The 18,204-nt window shown below is 32.5% G+C and carries 13 protein-coding genes; 7 read left to right on the forward strand and 6 right to left on the reverse strand.

Annotated features, from left to right (window positions below):
* The first annotated feature begins 54 nt into the window (after nt 1-54).
* Nucleotides 55-1,578 (forward strand): AAA family ATPase, encoded by a 1,524-nt coding sequence (locus IRZ78_RS15480; protein ID WP_194617398.1) that lies wholly within the window; start codon nt 55-57, stop codon nt 1,576-1,578.
* A 1-nt stretch (nt 1,579) separates the two neighbouring features.
* Nucleotides 1,580-2,431, forward strand: coding sequence for a hypothetical protein (locus IRZ78_RS15485; RefSeq protein WP_194617399.1), 852 nt, complete (start codon nt 1,580-1,582; stop codon nt 2,429-2,431).
* Nucleotides 2,432-2,896: 465 nt separating this feature from the next.
* On the opposite strand, the gene IRZ78_RS15490 is transcribed toward IRZ78_RS15485, so the two are convergent.
* The 6 genes from IRZ78_RS15490 to IRZ78_RS15515 all read right to left on the reverse strand — a co-directional run bounded on the left by IRZ78_RS15490 (nt 2,897) and on the right by IRZ78_RS15515 (nt 9,653).
* On the reverse strand, nt 2,897-3,385 hold the full coding sequence (locus IRZ78_RS15490; protein ID WP_194617400.1) for a restriction endonuclease: 489 nt from the start codon (nt 3,383-3,385) through the stop codon (nt 2,897-2,899).
* Nucleotides 3,386-3,517: 132 nt separating this feature from the next.
* Nucleotides 3,518-4,405 carry a hypothetical protein gene (locus IRZ78_RS15495; RefSeq protein ID WP_194617401.1) on the reverse strand — a complete coding sequence of 296 codons (888 nt, stop codon included), beginning with the start codon at nt 4,403-4,405 and terminating at the stop codon, nt 3,518-3,520.
* A 182-nt stretch (nt 4,406-4,587) separates the two neighbouring features.
* A complete protein-coding gene (locus tag IRZ78_RS15500) occupies nt 4,588-6,474 on the reverse strand; it encodes a P-loop NTPase fold protein (protein ID WP_194617402.1) in 1,887 nt (628 codons plus the stop codon).
* 136 nt (nt 6,475-6,610) lie between these two features.
* A complete protein-coding gene (locus IRZ78_RS15505) occupies nt 6,611-7,456 on the reverse strand; it encodes a hypothetical protein (RefSeq protein WP_194617403.1) in 846 nt (281 codons plus the stop codon).
* A gap of 150 nt (nt 7,457-7,606) precedes the next feature.
* Nucleotides 7,607-8,590 carry a hypothetical protein gene (locus tag IRZ78_RS15510; protein ID WP_194617404.1) on the reverse strand — a complete coding sequence of 328 codons (984 nt, stop codon included), beginning with the start codon at nt 8,588-8,590 and terminating at the stop codon, nt 7,607-7,609.
* Between the two features lie 154 nt (nt 8,591-8,744).
* Nucleotides 8,745-9,653 carry a hypothetical protein gene (locus IRZ78_RS15515; RefSeq protein WP_194617405.1) on the reverse strand — a complete coding sequence of 303 codons (909 nt, stop codon included), beginning with the start codon at nt 9,651-9,653 and terminating at the stop codon, nt 8,745-8,747.
* 906 nt (nt 9,654-10,559) lie between these two features.
* On the opposite strand from IRZ78_RS15515, the gene IRZ78_RS15520 reads away from it, so the two are divergent.
* From IRZ78_RS15520 to IRZ78_RS15540, 5 genes are all read left to right on the forward strand, one after another.
* Nucleotides 10,560-11,138 carry a sigma-70 family RNA polymerase sigma factor gene (locus IRZ78_RS15520; RefSeq protein ID WP_194617406.1) on the forward strand — a complete coding sequence of 193 codons (579 nt, stop codon included), beginning with the start codon at nt 10,560-10,562 and terminating at the stop codon, nt 11,136-11,138.
* A 228-nt stretch (nt 11,139-11,366) separates the two neighbouring features.
* Nucleotides 11,367-12,215, forward strand: coding sequence for a FecR domain-containing protein (locus IRZ78_RS15525; RefSeq protein ID WP_194617407.1), 849 nt, complete (start codon nt 11,367-11,369; stop codon nt 12,213-12,215).
* 154 nt (nt 12,216-12,369) lie between these two features.
* Nucleotides 12,370-15,609 carry a TonB-dependent receptor gene (locus IRZ78_RS15530; RefSeq protein ID WP_194617408.1) on the forward strand — a complete coding sequence of 1,080 codons (3,240 nt, stop codon included), beginning with the start codon at nt 12,370-12,372 and terminating at the stop codon, nt 15,607-15,609.
* Between the two features lie 453 nt (nt 15,610-16,062).
* Nucleotides 16,063-17,364, forward strand: a complete 1,302-nt coding sequence (locus IRZ78_RS15535) for a hypothetical protein (protein ID WP_194617409.1) — start codon at nt 16,063-16,065, stop codon at nt 17,362-17,364.
* A 31-nt stretch (nt 17,365-17,395) separates the two neighbouring features.
* Nucleotides 17,396-18,133, forward strand: a complete 738-nt coding sequence (locus IRZ78_RS15540; RefSeq protein ID WP_194617410.1) for a hypothetical protein — start codon at nt 17,396-17,398, stop codon at nt 18,131-18,133.
* Nucleotides 18,134-18,204: the final 71 nt, after the last annotated feature.

The raw sequence follows: 18,204 nt of genomic DNA on the forward strand, positions 1-18,204 counted from the left end.
ATACTTGGTGAAGTATATTTAATTGGATATTAATACTAATTTGCAATAAAAACAATGATATTTAGAATCCTTGATACTTGGGGAGATTATGACCCAGAGACCAAAAACGAAATATGTCTTGTATGGGACAATTGGAACGATTTTAGTTTTTATACCTTATTTGGAATTTTTTACGTTGATAACGAATCACAAAAGCACGATATAGGCGGGTTAAAAATTGGATTTAAAGGTCAGGAAGAAAGCGATAGAGTTTTTGGAATTGATTATACCTTTGAGTATATAGGAGATGAATATTTTTCGGTTGGAAACTCCGAGGAATATTATGAGGCATTGAATAAATTGGGAGATGAAATGAGGGATTTCATTCTTAATCAATTAAATGATATTGCTAAAAAGCCAGAGATTTTCAATAGTGTAAAAAATGAAAGAGTTGTAGAAGTTTCTTTTCTTAGAGATTTGCATCCTTATACTATTACGGGGCAATACAAAAGAATGGCAAATGGGGGAGCAACATTAACCCCCTACAGTTTTAGATTTATAAAAGAAGAACGGGGACAAATAGATTCTTTGGATTTTTTATTTGATGTAATTCCCGAGTCTCTTCCTCCAACCAATATACACGTTTTAATTGGAAGGAATGGAGCAGGAAAAACTACTTTGATAGATAATATGATTCATTCCCTGGTCTTACCTTCAGATTTTCTTTCTGTTCCCGGAACTTTTCTTTTTAATAAAATAAATCAATATGATCTTGAGGAAAATTCATTTGCCAATCTAATTTCAGTTTCTTTTAGTGTTTTTGATGATTTTGAGATACTAGAAAATGAAAAGTTTATAAATGACATGAAATATTCCTACATAGGTCTAAGGGGGGCCAATGAACATCGTTCAAGTCTTGAAATTAAAGATTTAAATATTTTGTCTGAGGAGTTTTTTGAAAGTATAAAAGTATGCAAGTCAAGGGGTTTAATTCCGCGGCTTGTTGAATCGCTTAAAACTTTAGAGTCAGATCCTAATTTTCAGCGAGAACGATTTGTTGAATTAATTGTACGTCATGATTTACCGGCCTCACAACTTGTCATCATTACAGCTTTCAGAAGGCTTAGTTCGGGACATAAAATAATCTTGCTTACCATAACAAAATTAGTGGAAAAGCTGCAGGAAAAAAGTCTGGTGTTAATGGATGAGCCTGAAGCTCATCTTCATCCACCACTTTTGTCTGCATTTATAAGAGCTGTGTCAGATTTGCTGATTAAAACAAACGGGGTAGCTATTATTTCGACGCACTCTCCGGTAATTCTTCAGGAAGTACCTAAAAGCTGTGTTTGGAAAATTAGAAGGAGCGGCAATGTGACGGTTTCTGACCGACTTACACGAGAGTCTTTTGGAGAGAATGTTGGTGTTTTAACGAATGATGTGTTTGGATTGGAGGTCACAAATTCAGGTTTTTATAAAATGCTTTCAGAGATAGTCGCAAACAATAATTACAGTTACGAAGAAGCGTTACAATCATTCAATAATCAACTGGGAGCAGAGGCCAAATCAATTCTTATGGCTTTAATTGCTAATAAAAAATGAAATGCGAAAAATAGATAAACCAACCTTAACAGCAGCTGTAGTATTTCCTATTTGTGTTAGTACAGTAGGCAATGTGGCATTTCGAGGCAGACTCACTGCTTGCCAGACATTAGTAAATGATGCGGAAAATGAATTTGATATTAAAATTACTAAAGGTCTAATTCACACCATTATTCCTGAGACATTAGTTAATGGAAATGTAACAAATATCGAGCTGAAAAAATTGTACACAGGTCAGATGGTTGCTAAACCGCAAGGCAGAGTGTATTATGACGAGCTTCTAATGTCGGCACCTCAAGGATTATGTCCGCTTTGTTCACATGGCGAGGCCACGACGCTGGACCACTATCTCCCAAAAACAAAATATCCAAGGCTGTCAATTGTTCCTGTAAATTTAGTGCCAGCGTGCAAGGACTGCAATACTGGTAAATTAGCGGATAGCCCTACTGGTCCAACTGATGAGACTCTACATCCTTATTATGATGATATTGAAAATGTAAAATGGTTAAGTGCAGACGTAAATAAAACCCAGCCTATTTCATTGACATTCCGGGTCTCAGCACACGCAACCTGGGATCCTTTATTGTCGGCTAGGGTTATTTCACATTTAGACTGTTTTAATTTAAACATTCTATATGCTTCCCAAGCAGGTAGACGATTGTCTGGAATGAAGTTTAATTTAGAAAATATTTTTTCTAGTTCTGAAGGTACTACGGGCGTAAAAAAGTATTTGACTGCTGAGGCTGTTTCATATGAACACGTAAACTTAAATTCATGGGAGAGTACAATGTATAGGGCATTAGCAGAAGACGACTGGTTTTGTTCAGGAGGTTTTCGTTTAATTGCTAGCTGATATATAAAAATATTGCGAAGTAATTTTCGAAAATGTTTTCCATTTCAGGTGATAATCTAGTGGTTATGGAATTATTCTGTTTTTTGATAAGACTATACGTCATTGGTTAGCCGCACGAAATGTCATCATAATGATTATATTCTTTTTCTTTTACAAATGTCGTTGCAAAATTTCGAACCATTTCTTTTGTTATATTTTCTAAAAAATCTTTTCGCCAGTTAATAATTTCATCTCTTAATGAACTGATGTTTGTATTTAGGAATTTCTCGATTTCATATCTTTTTATTTGACAGGAATACAGAATCTTTTTATCAATAAAATTTGTTGATTCATCATTTTTATATGATGGTATGGAGAGGGATATTTGATCAAGCTGTTCAAAATCACGTAAAGCTCGCACAGAATTTTCAAGAAGTTTTTTTAGAGCGTTATATTCGGTATTTGCATATTCTTCTTTGAAGCAGATTATACGTTTTTTATAATCAGATTTTTTTTATCAAAATATGCTGTGTTTTGTCTGTTTCTTCGATAAAATTCCGATTTTGAAAGCTCTAATCCTTTTATATTTTGATTAAAAAAATAGTCAACAGTTGGTTCAATTTCATTTAGTTCATTGAACTGCAAAATATCAAGTTTCAAATTGGAATATTTCACCCTGTTTTTTGCTGCTTGGGAATATCCGCGATTTGTGATCATTAAAGCAAAATTAGCATTTACATCCTGCATTATTCCGATAAAACTTTCGACTGTTTTTATGTCAATTTTTTTGCTGTAATATATACAATCTACTATTCCTAAAATTCTTTTGCCAGCCAAGTTTCCTCTAATAGCAAAATCAATTTGTCTTTCAATCTTACTGTAAATTCCAAAAATAGAATCGTCAAACTCAATTTCGCATTCTGGATAAGTCTGTTTAAAAAAATCAAATAGTTTAGTTTCGTATTTTTTCCACATAATTTTGTCGTTGCCTGAATGAACGCTGTGTCTTTTTATTATAAATGGGTATTTTTGGAGTAAAACCTAAGTCTGTCTGATGTAAAAATTATGCTGCTTGAAGCTGTAATTACTGAACAATTAAATTTAATTTTATTCGGGGTTATCTGTGAATTTTTCTATTTCGTCCGATGTGGAAACTGTTTTTGCTTTTCCTTTAACCATAGTTTCGTGCACGAAAATAACCTGTCCTTGTTTGTTAGCAAAATAATCGGAGTGAAATATCCTAAAATGTCCTTTTCTGAAATGCGGTATTTTTGACAACTGTGAATTTGCATTTTCTTTAATCTTCTCAGATGATTGAAAAGTAAAGTTTTTTGCTGACTTATTTTCGTTTCTTTCTACTAAGTTATTTGGAACTCCCTCAGCTACGCAATCAGGGAAACACTTCATGTAGGCAATTGTATTAATTGCAAGGCAAAACATTTTTGATTGAGTAAGTGAAACAGCATCATTTTTCTTAATCACATCTGCGTAGAATCTATCAGACATTCGACCGCAATTTTCCCCTAGTGCAAAATATAGATCCACACTTCCATCATTTTCAATGCTTAAAGAAAAAGCATAGCCATCTGCTTCATAAGGTAAATGGAGGGCAAATTTATATACCACATTCTCATGTTTTTCATTTGAATACAAATGAAGAACTTCTCTGTTCTGTCCGTTTTCATAGAGGAATTTTTTAATGCCGTCTATATCCGATAAAGGGGTTTTTTCAAGAAAATCCCGCAATTGCCTATCCATAAAGAAAATATGCAAAAGCTCACCTTTGTAATCGTCTCTCCATAATTCCAGTCCAGATATTATCAGCCCTCTAGACTCGGGACTTTCGGAGACTCCCATGGGAGCACCTATAATATTATTACGAAGTAACGTAAATATTTGATCATTGGTAAAATCAGGGGTATATTTTTTCTGAGTTCCATAGAAATGATGCCAAAAATATTTTAATGGTTTACTGTAGTATATTTTTTTTGCCATATCAATTTACTTTAAATTTAGTAATGTATTGAATAGTAGTAAATAGCGTTTAGCGATTTTAATAAGTTTGAAATTTTTATTCCAGAACTAACCTATTGAGATTCCAAATTTATAAAATGACTGATTATTCCGGTGAAAGTTTGCTCCGGAATACCCAAGTGACTATTCTATCAAATAATATTTCAAAACTCCTGATTGTTGTCGTTTTGCCTTTTTAATCTCATAATTGATTGTTTTAGAGTTTTCAAAAAGTCTCTATAAATAAATGATGTAATTCCTTTACTCGGCAATGTTTTAATCTTTCTTTCTATTTTTTGAGTCAGGGCCTCAATAAATTTTAGTTCAGGTAATAAACCAGTGTAAACGTATTCAGGATATCGCTGTCGAAATAACCCGACAATCTTCATTTTTATTTCTCCGCTTGAATTTATAAAGATGGAATAAAAATTTCTAACACTGAAATTTTCAAAAACAGGCTCATGCCTATAATGATCTTCTTTATCGATTAATTTCAATATAAATTGTTCAGTATCTGTTTTATATAAATTTTCAATTTCCCGATACTTTTCATTATTGATTTCTTGAATCAGAGATTCATTAATTTCAAGGGCAATTTTTTTAATGTTTTCTAGATGCATTTTATTGCTGGACGAATCTTCAACATTTAGATGTAAATCCAATGAAGGTGCATAATTAAAATTGGCTGCGCCTTTGTGTAGACCTTTAATAATTCTTTTTTCTAATTTTTCTAGATTTAAATTCAGGGGATTATCAAAGCGGCTTGCAAAATAAAAAATAGTCAAACAACTTTGTGGCTCATACATTCCCTGATCTGAGTATACCAGCATTTGTCTTGTCAACATATTGTACTCTCCATCTTTCAATGAAAAGACGGCAGGGTAATTTAACTTATTAAAAATATCATAAGCAGGGAGAATGTTATTTTCCTGAATATGAAAATGTGACTTTAATTCTAAAATTAAATCTTGAGGATTGAATATGGAACCTCCTGTAATGAAATCATAAACCGAAGGAAAAAAGTTATAAATATCGTCTTTATAGTATTTTTCCAAAAAAATTTCACGAACACTTTTTTCTTCTTCTGTCTGTGTTTTTGCAGTTCCTTTCCCATCATATAAGAAGTCCTCAAGATTAAAAAAGTCAAATTCCTCCAGATTTTCCCTACGTTTGAAACTTATGGTACCTAATTTATACAGGCAGCCAATAGAAATAGAAAATTTTAGAAGTTTTGAAAATACTTCTGTTTCATATTTTTTGAGTATATCATTTTTGGAAAGACCAGTAACGTAAGATGAAAAAATAGTATGAAAGTAATCGAGTATAAAGCCTAAAATTCTCAAATTAACTGATCCACGACTAAATATGTCGAGAATGAATGATTTATGAGTTTTTAAAAATTTGATGTAGGTTGGAAAATCTGAAAATTTATCATTAATAAGTCCGTCGTAAGCACTGTTCATATCTTGAATGAACTCAATACTGTTGCCAATAACTTTTTCTTTTAAAGCGTGATAATTTTCTTTAGAAATTTTATTTTCATTTGCAAGTATAATCACTTTAATACTTTCGTTTTCTACCAGCGAGTTTATAAACCCCACTAGTTCCTCAATACTTAGATTTTTGCTAAGCCGTTCGAAATCGTCAAAACAAAGTACAATTTCATTAAAGTTAATCCAGTCATTTTTACTTGTCTCTGTTTCAGATAGAATTTGCCCGTATTCATCCAAACCTTTTAATTTAAGCATGCCTTTCACTAGCGATTTCCCGATACTAGCGCCAAGTTTAACAGTCTTGTTTTTAAGCATAGGAAAAATTGAAAGGAATATCTCTGTTTGAATTTCTTCAATTGTAGACAATCCAAATAGGGAAATAATTATAGGTTTATAATTTTTGGAGGCATTTTTAAAAGTAGGTGTGGATGCAATTTGTTTCGTTAAAGTTTTTTTAAAATAGAATGTTTTTCCTATACCCCATTCGCCAGTTATCATTATAGCGTAATTGGAATTATTTTTAAGATAATAATCGACGATATCGTTGAGTTGTTTCATTTACAAATTTTTTTAATAGTATACTAAAGTTCTATTTTTTGTTGATTGCGGAAAAGGCAGAACAATAATTAATTTATTTATGGTAAAACGTAAAAGTGATTTTACCACGAAAATTAGTAATCTTGCCAAATGGCTTTTAGTGGTTTAATTTTTCGTTTATTAACTCTCCGTCTACAAATTTTAAAAGTGTAATATGTTCCTCTCTATTTTGGTCAAGATAATTTAATCTTAAAACTAAGGCATTAAATTTTTCTGGTATTCTATGCTTCATTATTTCATCTGCTTCCGCTCCTGTCCCTTCCATGAATAGAGAATATTTTGCAATTAAATCAATATTCTGAAGAGAAGGAATATTATTTACTTTGTTTAGTTTGTCTATGTAAGTGAAATGCTCGTTTCCAATACTTTCAACACTGACATTAATGGCAGGGAAACTCGAATTGTTGTAAATGATAAAATTGAATTTCCATTCAATTTCCCAATAAATTAGTGGATGATTACTCACGTCATAAACCGTTCTTCCATCAATTTCTTGTTTTGGGTTATTGACGCTGTACCCTTGATTGTATCGCCCTCCATTTGTCCAAATTAAGTCAGCTTCAAGAAAAGGGGCTTCAGCTTTTTTAACATGCAAATCTCCTTTTAATTTTTTTATGCTCTCTTGTTCAGCCTGAAGTTTCCAATCATTCAATAATTTGATGGAATATTTTTTTTCATCTTTGTCAATCAAAGTAGCACAATTACTGCAAAGCCAAATCCCGTTGTCAATGTGAGTTCTTTGTTCAGTTGTTAAAGTCTCATCAAATCTAGGACCTCCAGGTGAAGCTGCAGTTATATGGGCAGCTATTCCTATTGAAGTTGATTTGTCAGGAACATCATTTGCTCCAATTGTTGATTTTCTACAATCAGGATTTGAGCATAAATATCCAACTCTTTTTGGAAGAACATCAGTGGTTACTTTTTTGAAATCATCTCTTGACATAATTAATTTAAGGTTTTTTAAGCTTGTCGACGATGTTCCAAAGCATGACAACAGCGCTAAGTTCAGAATCAAGTATTTTTTTAAGGATAAAATTTCTTTCAGAATGAAAACAAGATTTCCTAACAAAATCTGCAATCTTTTAACCGCCAATTATCTGCAATATTCATTGACTTGTTGTAATGTAAAACTTAATCTTGTAAAATAGTCATTTATTAAATCAGGTAAGATTTCATTTAACTTTGTATCATTATCAAAAAATCTTTTTCGATTTTTGTACGAATTAATAATGCCATCAGTAAAATCAGGTAAAAGAATAAATTTCTCTACAATTTTTTTATTTTCCATTTTTTGATAAACTTTAGGAATGTTATCGATTGAAGCATTATGTATAATTTCATTTCTCAAATATTCGATCATTTTTCGATAATCAGTTTTTTCAAAAAGTGTGTTTTTCATTTCATTGAATTTAGTTTTTTTTGCATAACCAAACAAAGTATCCTTTGATCTTAATTTAGGATATGAATCAAACTCTAATTGAAGCTGCTCTACTTCATGAACGATTTTAGTTATGAAATCTAAAATACTATAAAGGCAAATAAAAATTCTGTTTACTAATGAGGTAATATTTACCACAATTCCACCAGCAGCATATTGAATACCATCATCAATAATTAATACATCTTCATTTATTAGAAAGTTATTTACATTAAGCTGCTTATAAAATTCGCCAACTGCATAATGGGTTTCGAGAACACTATTTTGTAAAGTACCAATTAAGTTATCAATATCAAAAAAGTACAGCATTCTGAATATGGTTTGCTTATCTTCATATTCGTTAACGAATTTTTCAAAATCAACCTTTGACACTCTAATTTCTGCATCTATACCGGCTTGCGCAACTAAGGGATAAATCGGATGCTCAAGTATGCGATGATATTCAGATATTGATCCAAACATTTTGATCGCAAGTAAATTTCTTAGTTCAATAGATAATGATTCAATTTCATGAATTTTTTCAAAACCAAGATAAGTAAAATTTCCAATAGTATTTTGAACTACATAGAATCCATTTTTGTTTACTGTTTCTTCACGTGTAAGATTTTCGAGAATTCCGTTTATATTATAAATTTCCATTGACGTAATTAAAATATTATAAGTAACATTCCACACTTTGTAGAAGCCAGGATTTTTGTTTCTATCGTTTGATTATTCAATAAGCCAACAAAACACAAATAGAAGTTGGGTTTTTTCTCTAAATTCCAATTGCTCAAAAAACTTTGCGGAAGATTTATTTTTTACTTTTTTCACATTCATTTAACCTCTTTGAAATGTTTTCGACAACTTCTAAATTTACCAATGAATGTTCTTTTCTTTCGAGCGTTGTTTTATAAACATCTCCTGCAAATCCTAAAGCATTGAATATTTCTACGGCATCCTTACCTTGATTTTGAAAAAAATTGAAAAGCTTAAGGTATTCTTTTGCAAGTTCTAACTCATCCTTGTTAACTGGATTTATTGCATGAAAGAGTAGATGATAATTTGTTAAAGAAATTCCAAGACCGCATCCGCTATCATCACAACACATAGCATCTCCAATTAGGCTTATTAAATCTTCAGAACAATATTTGCAAAACCCATCTCCATCGTAACTTTCGCAGTCTTCATCAGAAACATAGTTTCCACCGTATCCAGGACAAGTATGCAAAGAGATTGGATCTGGTACAGAAGAATTCCCGCAAAAGGGACAGCCATTTTCGTACAGTTCTATAAAATTTGAGTTAACAGGTTCGGCAGATATACCTTCTTTTTCTATTAATTTTAAAAGTGCTTGATACAATATTAAGCTAGAGTTGAATTCATCTGTTGTTATTAATGTACTAAACTCCGCATCTCTTATTACTTTTGGTTCGTAAAGATTTTGCGAACCAATAATAACAGAATTATCTATCATATATAATTTTCCATGAAATGTTTCATCACTAACAACTAAGGCATCTTTTGGTTTATGGGAGCTATCACTTCTACAAATTGTTAAAGTGAAAACATGTTCAGGTATTAACTTAGTGAATTTATTAAATGACTTTTCTCCAATATAAGCACTCATAAGAAAGACTCTTTCTTCAGCATTTTTTAAAAGTTCTTCAAGTTTGTCCCAGAATTCTTGACCATATAAAAATTGTAATGTAAGTGTTCTCATAATAGGTGATTAATTTAGTTTTTAGATACTGTTTGTATCCGATGCACTGGTGAATATGTAGCCAAAAAGATAAATTATTGATATAGTTTTTCAGCGTAAAAACAAATATATAAACAATCTTTTTATTACAAATAAAATAGTTTTTATTTATAATTAAACTTTTAATAATCGCTAGAATTTAAAAAAAATATCATAATACTAAATTTAATAAATTATAGATATTGCAAAGAGGATAAATCTTTAGGATAATATATAAAGGATCAAAATTTATTTTGCAGTATATTTCTTAAAAAATAGTAATACAAAAGAAATTAAAGAAGATTAATTTTTTTTTCGATTTTGCCTTTTCTTTTTCAATTGTTTAGGCAGATAATCAATTGGCATTTCTGGTTTAAGTATTGAGTCTAATAAGCTTATAATAGCTGAAGAATCAAATGCTTTATTAGACAAATTTTCAATACAGAAATTAACATTCCGGTATTTACTGAGGTTTACAGATGTCGAGGTACAATTAAGATACAAATCTCAACAAAATAATACGAAACAAAACAAACAAACTTATCCTTTTTTTTTAAAGAATGAAGAATTTTATTAAACAGTAATAACATCTTTTTTTAAAACACATTAATGCAGTGGTTGAATCAAATTTATAAAAATCATTTGATAGGAGATAGGGTTTATTGTATTTCAATATAGGTTTATTAGACTGGTCATTTTCATTATTTTATCCAATTTTACTTTTTTTAAATTAACCAAAACCGATGCTCAGGGATATATGTAAAGAGCTTAAAATCAAAAAACATATTGCAATATTAATAAATTATTAAATGACCCAATAGCAAAAAATATCACTACTGGTTTATTATACTTTTGTAAGGGTCTTCTTTAACAATTTAAAACTACAATATGAGCTCTAATTTGGTAATAAGGTTACGTGCCGGAGATGATTCTTGTTTTAAGGAAATCTACGATATGTATCATTTTAAAGTATTTTGTTTTGTAAAAAAATATACAGCGCAACTGGCAGATTCAGAAGATGTGACTCAAAATGTATTTATTCATCTTTGGAAATACCGTGCAAAATTAGATCCAAATGTAGAACTGGAAGCGATATTGTTTAAAAGTTCAAAACAGGAAATCTCAAAATGGTATAAAAAGCAAAACAGAATTTTTTCCCTAGAAAACGACCAGTTGATAAAGGAACTGGATTATGTCCAGGAAGTAGATGAGGATATAAGTGTTAAATTGGAGAAAATAGAATACCTGCTCAATAAAATACCTGCAAAGAGAAGAAAAATTTTCAATCTCCATAAGTTTGAAGACCGCAGTTACAAAGAGATAGCTGCAGAGATGGATATGTCACCAAGTGCTGTGGCCAACCAAATTTCTAAAACCTTACAGTTTCTTAAAAAAAACTCGGTGCAAAATCATGAGCTTTATTGGTTTGCTTTGTTCTTTGTAAGTCAGGCTGAATTTATATCTTAGAAAAACAACTCTGCTTTTTGCTTTTAAAAGAAATGGTATTGGGCTCATTCTTTCTGAAAACCACTAAAATTCTTTTTTTTTCACTCAGATCAAAGTTAAGCAATTGGTCTTTTAGATTAAGAAAACATTAATAGTGATAACTGCCCGTGATATTTAAATCATTGGAAATCTAATATAGTTGAATCCAGCAGATTCGTGTATAATTTTCCAAATACTAAATGCTATTTAATGAAATCCAGAAAATTAAAAGAAGAGTGGGATGCGATACCGAGTAGAGGTATGTTGCCAAATGAAAGTGCAATGCGTATGTGGAATACGATACGCAAAACAACAATTGATAGGTATAAAAACTTTTATAACTGGAGCGCTGCGGCAAGCGCTGTAATTATTCTCTCTTTAAGTTGCTATCAGGCTTTTATTCAGTCTGGTGTTTCTAAACCCGAGATTACTTCCACTGTAACATTTAATCAAGATATCCGACTTTTAAATTTACCCGATGGAACCAGAGTTTGGTTAAACGAAAATTCTAAAATTGAATATCCTAAAAGTTTTTCGGGAAAAGAAAGAACAGTTACACTTAAAGGAGAAGCTTTCTTTGAAGTAAAGCGTGATGTTTCACATCCCTTTGTGATTCGCTCGGGGGCTATAAAAACCACTGTTTTGGGAACTTCTTTTACTGTTAAAGCTTACGATAATAATAAGCCTGAGGTAAACGTGAGAACCGGTAAAGTAAGAGTTGAAAGCGCGCAAAATACAGTATTACTGCAAAGAGGAGATAAAGCAATTTATGAAGTAGCAACTTCTATATTAAATAAAGAAAAATCCCTTGTATTAGAACCTGAATGGAAAAAAGTTTTAATCTATGTTGAGGGATTAACCTTAGAGGAGGTTCTTGAAAAACTAAAAGCAGATCATCAATTCTCGATGACCTATTTAGATAACGATTTAAAAAATCTCAAAATACAAGGAACTCTTGATACCAGACAAGGTTTTTACCAAATGCTTCAAAGTATTGCTTTTGCTCTGGAAATCAGAATCCAATCTACAGGAAATAATACCTATCTCATTAGTAGGTAATACGATCAAAACATTTTGATTAATGAATTGCCACTGCATTAAATCTTAAAAAAAAGATTTAATGCCAGTTGTCAGGCAGGCTCTGGATTATGCTAAAAATATTAACCCAAAATATCATATTAAAATTAATTCTATAAACTAACAATTATCAATTATGAACAATGAATTTTCCAGGCGATTTGCCATTGCCTTATGGATTTTATTTCTCGGGGTCTTCCTTAGAACCAATACAATTTATGCACAAAGCGGAACCGTGTCGGTGGATTTTAAAAATGCTCCACCTCAAAAAGTTATTGATAATTTAAAATCCCGCACGCCTTATCAATTTGTTTATCAAAAAGATTTAGATCTGACCCTACCTTTAATTACCTTAAAAAAAGATAATGTTTCGATAGATGAAATTTTAAGGGATTTACAAAATCTGACCAATTTAAATTTCAGACGAAATGAAAATAATATAGCCGTAAATAGTAAAGAGGGCGAGAAAAAAAAAAAGAAGGGAAAAATTACCGGTAAAGTTGTAGATGTCAACGGGCTTTCCTTACCCGGGGTAAACATAAAAGTGACAGAACTGGCCATGGGCGCGCAATCAGACATTGATGGCAATTATATTTTAGAGTTAGAACCAGGGGAATATACCATTGAGATTAGCGCTATTTCTTTTCAAACACAAAAAATTACGGGCGTTAAAGTGCTGGAAGGCGGCGAAACTCCCCTTGTAGTTTCTTTAAAAGAAGATGCGCAATCGCTCAATGAAGTAATCATTATTCAGGATTATAAAAAAGCTACGGCCTCTGTTGAAGGAATGCTTTTACAGCAAAAAAAGGCAGCACAATTCTCTGATGGAATCTCTTCAGAGCAAATTGCCAGAACCCCGGACAGGGATGTGGCGAGTTCTTTAAAACGTATTACAGGAGTGACCACAGTTGGCGATAAATATGTTGTGGTACGCTCTATGGGAGAAAGATGGAATCAGGCTGTTATGGACGCAATTGCCTTGCCAAGTACGGACGCGTATCAGCAAAATTTTTCTTTTGATATTATTCCTACTTCCATTGTTGAGAGTATTGTAGTGAGCAAATCTGCAACTCCGGATATGTACGCCAATTTTGCCGGAGGATATGTAGAGGTTAAAACCAAAGACATTCCAAAAGAGAACTTTACCAATTTCTCTATAAGCACTTCTTATAATAGCAGAAGCGCATTTAAAGAGCGCCTTACAAAGCAGCAAGGTGATTATGATTATCTTGGTTTTGATGATGGCAGACGTAATTTTCCCAGTGCTGAGAATCTTACAGCGCAAAATGTCAAAAGTGATGCGGCAGACCCAAATATTTCTATTGGTGAGTCAAAGCAATTTACCCAGGATAATTTTACCACTTATACAACCTATGGTGCACCAGGAACCACCCTTCAATTTGGTATAGGGCGGGCTTATAAATTAAGAGACAATAACAAATGGGGATTTGTAGGATCTTTAATTTTTAAAAATACACAAGAAAAATTAGATATAGAACACACCCAGAGAGGTAAATATAAAAGTAATTCGGAGTTTTCAGCTGAAAACGAAACAGCGCCATATTCCACTTTTGCAAAATATGGATTTAATAATTCTGGAGCCAATTATAATTATAATTCAACTTTAGGGGGGATGTTTAATGCCGCAATTCAGCTTGGTAACCATAAAATTACCAGCCGCAATACAGTCATGCATATCTATAACAATCAATTGACGCAAATTACAGGCTGGGATAACGGAGATGCGACTGTTGAGATATTAAATGGGAGCTTACTGGCCAGAACAGCTGAGACTAATTATCCGGTTTACACGACTTTTATTCAAAATAAAATAGAAGGAAATCATCAATTTGAAAAACTTGAAATCAATTGGTATGGCGCTTACGGAAATGTTACAAAAGATACCAAAGATGCAACATTTCTAAATGTTAATAGAAGAAAAGTTGGAGACGATGAACTAGTTTATTATGATGTTTATAATCAGGGTCAGAATATTAAAAGAAGTAATTTTAAAAATGATGAGATTGATTATAATGTGGCTATTAATTTTAAGTACTCCTTTAATTTTGGTGATACTTTTACAAACGATATCAAAGCAGGTTATTTCGGTACCTATAAAAAAGCAACCAACGAGCAGGTATCAGTCAAATTAGAAACCTTTGGTCGGGCATCTGACCGGGAATTTATTTATGAACCATTATCAAAATTTTTAGACGGATCAAATTACTACTATGGGGGTTATGGCTGGTTTGGAGGTTTTAAATATGGCAAGCAGTATGTTGGAGATATAAAAGTGCATTCGCCATTTTTAATGCTGGACAATAAAATGGGACGTTTTCTAAGATTGGTTTGGGGAGTAAGAGCAGAGAGTTATCTCTACACACAAATTGAGAGTCAATCTATAGATGCGGGTAATTTTAATCAGGAACAAAAAGATGATAAGCTATGGCAATTTCTACCCTCAGCGAGTTTAATCATTAGTCCTACCAACAAAATGAATATACGTTTAGGCTATAACAAATCGGTTTTACGTCCTCAATTTGCAGAACGCTTGAATATTCCATATTTTGACCCCATTCGCTCTTATTTTATATATAATTATACAGGTGGAATCGTTTCGAGTGTAGCCAATAATTATGATTTTAAATTGGAATGGTTTCCATCGGGTGGCGAAATTTTGTCCTTTGGGGTCTATCATAAAAATATAGACGATCCTATTGAAAGTGTTGGCGCTCTAAATACATCTAATGAGATGAATGTCTACAATATAAATTCTTATAATGCTAAACTTTGGGGTTTTGAATTAGAATTTTATAAAAGTCTTTCTTTTTTAGGAGAAGGAGAAACTCTAAAAGATCTTTTTATTTACGCAAACGCTACTGTAAATTCTACAAAGGTAATATCATATGAACGTATAGACGCAACAGGGGGGCTTTATCAGGCCAATAGACCTTTGTATGGGCAATCGCCCTACAGCTATAATTTTGGTCTGGACTACGTGGGGGATCGCTTGGGCTTTAGTCTTAGAAACACTGGCGTTGGTGATCAATACATACTTGTAGGGTTTGATTATGGCGCTGAGGAAATTCGTAAACCTTACGCAATAACAGATGCCCAGGTAAGCTACAAATTTTTTAAAGAAAAAAATCTGGAAGTAAAATGCAGCCTGAAAAACATGTTTGATGTAGGTATAGAAACCTATAACAACGCCAATAGTTACAGTAAAATTGAGGATGTTCCCCCAGGATCTAATCCAAGAGAGAGATATAGCCTTGGAGCTCATGCTACTGATAAATACGATCAGGACCTTGATCAGGAAATATTTAAAGCTAAAAATGGCAGGACTTTTAGTTTATCGCTTAATTATTCATTTTAAGGTTAAAGATTCTTAAAATCTAAAATTTCAGCAAAACTTTAACTCAAATGAAGACCTGTATTAAGAAACCGTTAACAATAAAAAAAGATGTGATATTTTGATTTTTCAAAATCTAATGTAAGTAGTTCTAAGTATTAGATTTCTTTTTTTGTTTAGTGCATTAAACAAAAATGTAAAAAAATACTTTAAGATGTTCTTTTAAAATTATGACCAAATGAGATATTCTTTTTTTAGATAAGAATTTTAAAAAGAATGGAAAGCGAACCTTTTACTGCGTTAAAAAAAACCTGTGAGTAAAAGATGGAATTGCAGGTGTAAACCCCGATGGTAAAGCGGGATGGTTTACAGAAAAGATCTTTACCAAAAAGAGAAAGACCTAAGGAAAGATATTTTGCTGCTCTCTCCAAAGGCCTAGTTTGTAATAGCAGCAAATATAGCATTAATTAAATTATTATGAAAAAAATTTTTCTATGTGCAATGATTGCTCTGGCTGTGAGCTCTTGCCAAAATGATGATTCATCTGCTGATTCTTCTTTTTCTATGAAAGCCTCTGGTGCTGACTACACAGGATATCCTGCAGCAGTACAAACTGTAAGTGGTGATATTACAACAAACACAACTTGGACCAGCGACAGAGTTTGGGAAATTAATGGAGTTGTACGTGTAAAATCTGGTGCTACATTAACCATTCAGGCAGGTACATTTATTAAAGCTAAACCTTTAGCAGCGGGAGTTGCGACAGGAGTTCTTGTAATTACTAAAACTGGTAAAATTAATGCCCAGGGAACTGCAACTGCGCCGGTTATTTTTACAAGTTACAATTTATTAGATGGTGCTGCTACAACAGCTACTCCAGGAGATTTTGGAGGTGTAGTTATCTTGGGTGATGCTCAGGTAAATAACGGATCAATTACTAACATTATCGAAGGATTGGGAGATCAGCCTAATGTTTCTGATTTTTATTACGGAGGATCTAACAATGCTCATAATGGTGGAGCTTTAAATTATGTTCGTATCGAATTTGCAGGACGTATTTTGGTTACTTCACCTGATGTAGAAATCAACGGATTAACTTTTGGTGGTGTTGGTTCAGGTACAGTTGTTGACCACGTTCAGGTATCATACGGAAGAGATGACTCATTTGAGTTTTTTGGAGGAACAGTAAATGCTTCGCATTTAGTTTCTTTTGCTCCGGATGATGACAATTTTGATTTTGATTTTGGTTATACAGGAACAATTACAAAAGCTATTGCAATTGCTGATAGTAATTCTACTCACAGTTTAAGTGGTGGAAACCCGGATTCTAACGGTATTGAATTAGATAACAACGCGACAGGTACTGCAACAGCTTTAATTACTCGTCCTGTTATTTCTCAATTGTCTATCGTAGGTGTTAGCTCTCCTACTGTTGCTAATTTATATGAAAATGCAATCCACGTTCGTAGATTAGGACAAATCAGTCTTAATAACGTTACCGTTACAGGGTATAACAGAGGAATCAACTGGGAGTCTCCTTCATTGCCATCTGCATCTACTTGGTCAGGATTATCTATTCACGGATTTGTTAATCCAGTATTGCCTGCAACAACAAGTTTAGGTCTTGGTAACACAACTTCAACAGTAAATCCAGCTACAAGTTGGGCGCTTTCACAACCATTCTTCAACAATGGTGCATTAAACTTTACAGGTGCTACAGGAGCTTTCAAAACAGAAGCTAACTGGACTAACACTTGGACAAAGTTTACAAACTTCTAATACTTTTAGGTTAACAAATATTTAATTCAGCATGGGTAGAAATTCTGCCCATGCTTTTTACAAAGAAAATATGAAAAACTTTTTTTTATTTGCCATTATAGCTCTGTTTGTGAGTTCTTGCCAAAATGATGATCCCATTAATTCTTCGCCTCCAGTGGTGGTAGATCCTGAACCTGAGTCTCCTGAAGAACCGGTACAAGGTAGTTTTACAATATGGGAAGATAATTTTGAAGATGGTGATGTATCTGATTGGGGTTTGCTCGATAAAGACGGAAATAACAGCAACTGGACTGCCCGAAAAAACATTCAGGTTGATCAGTCCGGAGCAATTGTAAATGGAACTGTTAATATATTAGGGACTTATAATGTTGATCTAAGCACTGGAGCGCCACTTGAAAATATTGAAGAGAACTGGGCTATAACAGCACCAATTGATTTGTCGTATTACTCAGGAAAAATAGAATTAATTATTAATGCGCAAACTTCTATTTATGATGGCCCGCATGATTTATTAGTATATGGGTCAACATCACCGGATCGGGCAACTTTTAAACTTTTGTCTACAATACATTTAAAACGAGAAACAATGCTCGATGCAGAGTTCAAAGATTATGCATTAGATATTTCACAATTTAAAGGCAATCATAATGTTTATATTTCGCTCTTAAATGAAAATACAAGTTTTGTTGGCTATGAAATTGATAAAATATGGATCACTGCCCAAGGGCTTTTAGAGAATGTTTCGAAAAAAGCACCTAAGTTAAACTAAAACAAATACCGCCTTTTCAAAAAAAATAAAATTTATCAAAAACTAAAAATAAATCAGTAATTGTTTATGCC

Source organism: Flavobacterium sp. CSZ, from assembly GCF_015350725.1.
Classification (GTDB): Bacteria; Bacteroidota; Bacteroidia; order Flavobacteriales; family Flavobacteriaceae; genus Flavobacterium.

Excerpts from the sequence above, each read along its gene's own strand:
- IRZ78_RS15480 (WP_194617398.1), top strand. The coding sequence starts at position 55 with ATGATATTTAGAATCCTTGATACTTGGGGAGATTATGACCCAGAGACC.
- IRZ78_RS15485 (WP_194617399.1), top strand. The coding sequence starts at position 1,580 with ATGCGAAAAATAGATAAACCAACCTTAACAGCAGCTGTAGTATTTCCT.
- IRZ78_RS15490 (WP_194617400.1), bottom strand. The coding sequence starts at position 3,385 with ATGTGGAAAAAATACGAAACTAAACTATTTGATTTTTTTAAACAGACT.
- IRZ78_RS15495 (WP_194617401.1), bottom strand. The coding sequence starts at position 4,405 with ATGGCAAAAAAAATATACTACAGTAAACCATTAAAATATTTTTGGCAT.
- IRZ78_RS15500 (WP_194617402.1), bottom strand. The coding sequence starts at position 6,474 with ATGAAACAACTCAACGATATCGTCGATTATTATCTTAAAAATAATTCC.
- IRZ78_RS15505 (WP_194617403.1), bottom strand. The coding sequence starts at position 7,456 with ATGTCAAGAGATGATTTCAAAAAAGTAACCACTGATGTTCTTCCAAAA.
- IRZ78_RS15510 (WP_194617404.1), bottom strand. The coding sequence starts at position 8,590 with ATGGAAATTTATAATATAAACGGAATTCTCGAAAATCTTACACGTGAA.
- IRZ78_RS15515 (WP_194617405.1), bottom strand. The coding sequence starts at position 9,653 with ATGAGAACACTTACATTACAATTTTTATATGGTCAAGAATTCTGGGAC.
- IRZ78_RS15520 (WP_194617406.1), top strand. The coding sequence starts at position 10,560 with ATGAGCTCTAATTTGGTAATAAGGTTACGTGCCGGAGATGATTCTTGT.
- IRZ78_RS15525 (WP_194617407.1), top strand. The coding sequence starts at position 11,367 with ATGAAATCCAGAAAATTAAAAGAAGAGTGGGATGCGATACCGAGTAGA.
- IRZ78_RS15530 (WP_194617408.1), top strand. The coding sequence starts at position 12,370 with ATGAACAATGAATTTTCCAGGCGATTTGCCATTGCCTTATGGATTTTA.
- IRZ78_RS15535 (WP_194617409.1), top strand. The coding sequence starts at position 16,063 with ATGAAAAAAATTTTTCTATGTGCAATGATTGCTCTGGCTGTGAGCTCT.
- IRZ78_RS15540 (WP_194617410.1), top strand. The coding sequence starts at position 17,396 with ATGGGTAGAAATTCTGCCCATGCTTTTTACAAAGAAAATATGAAAAAC.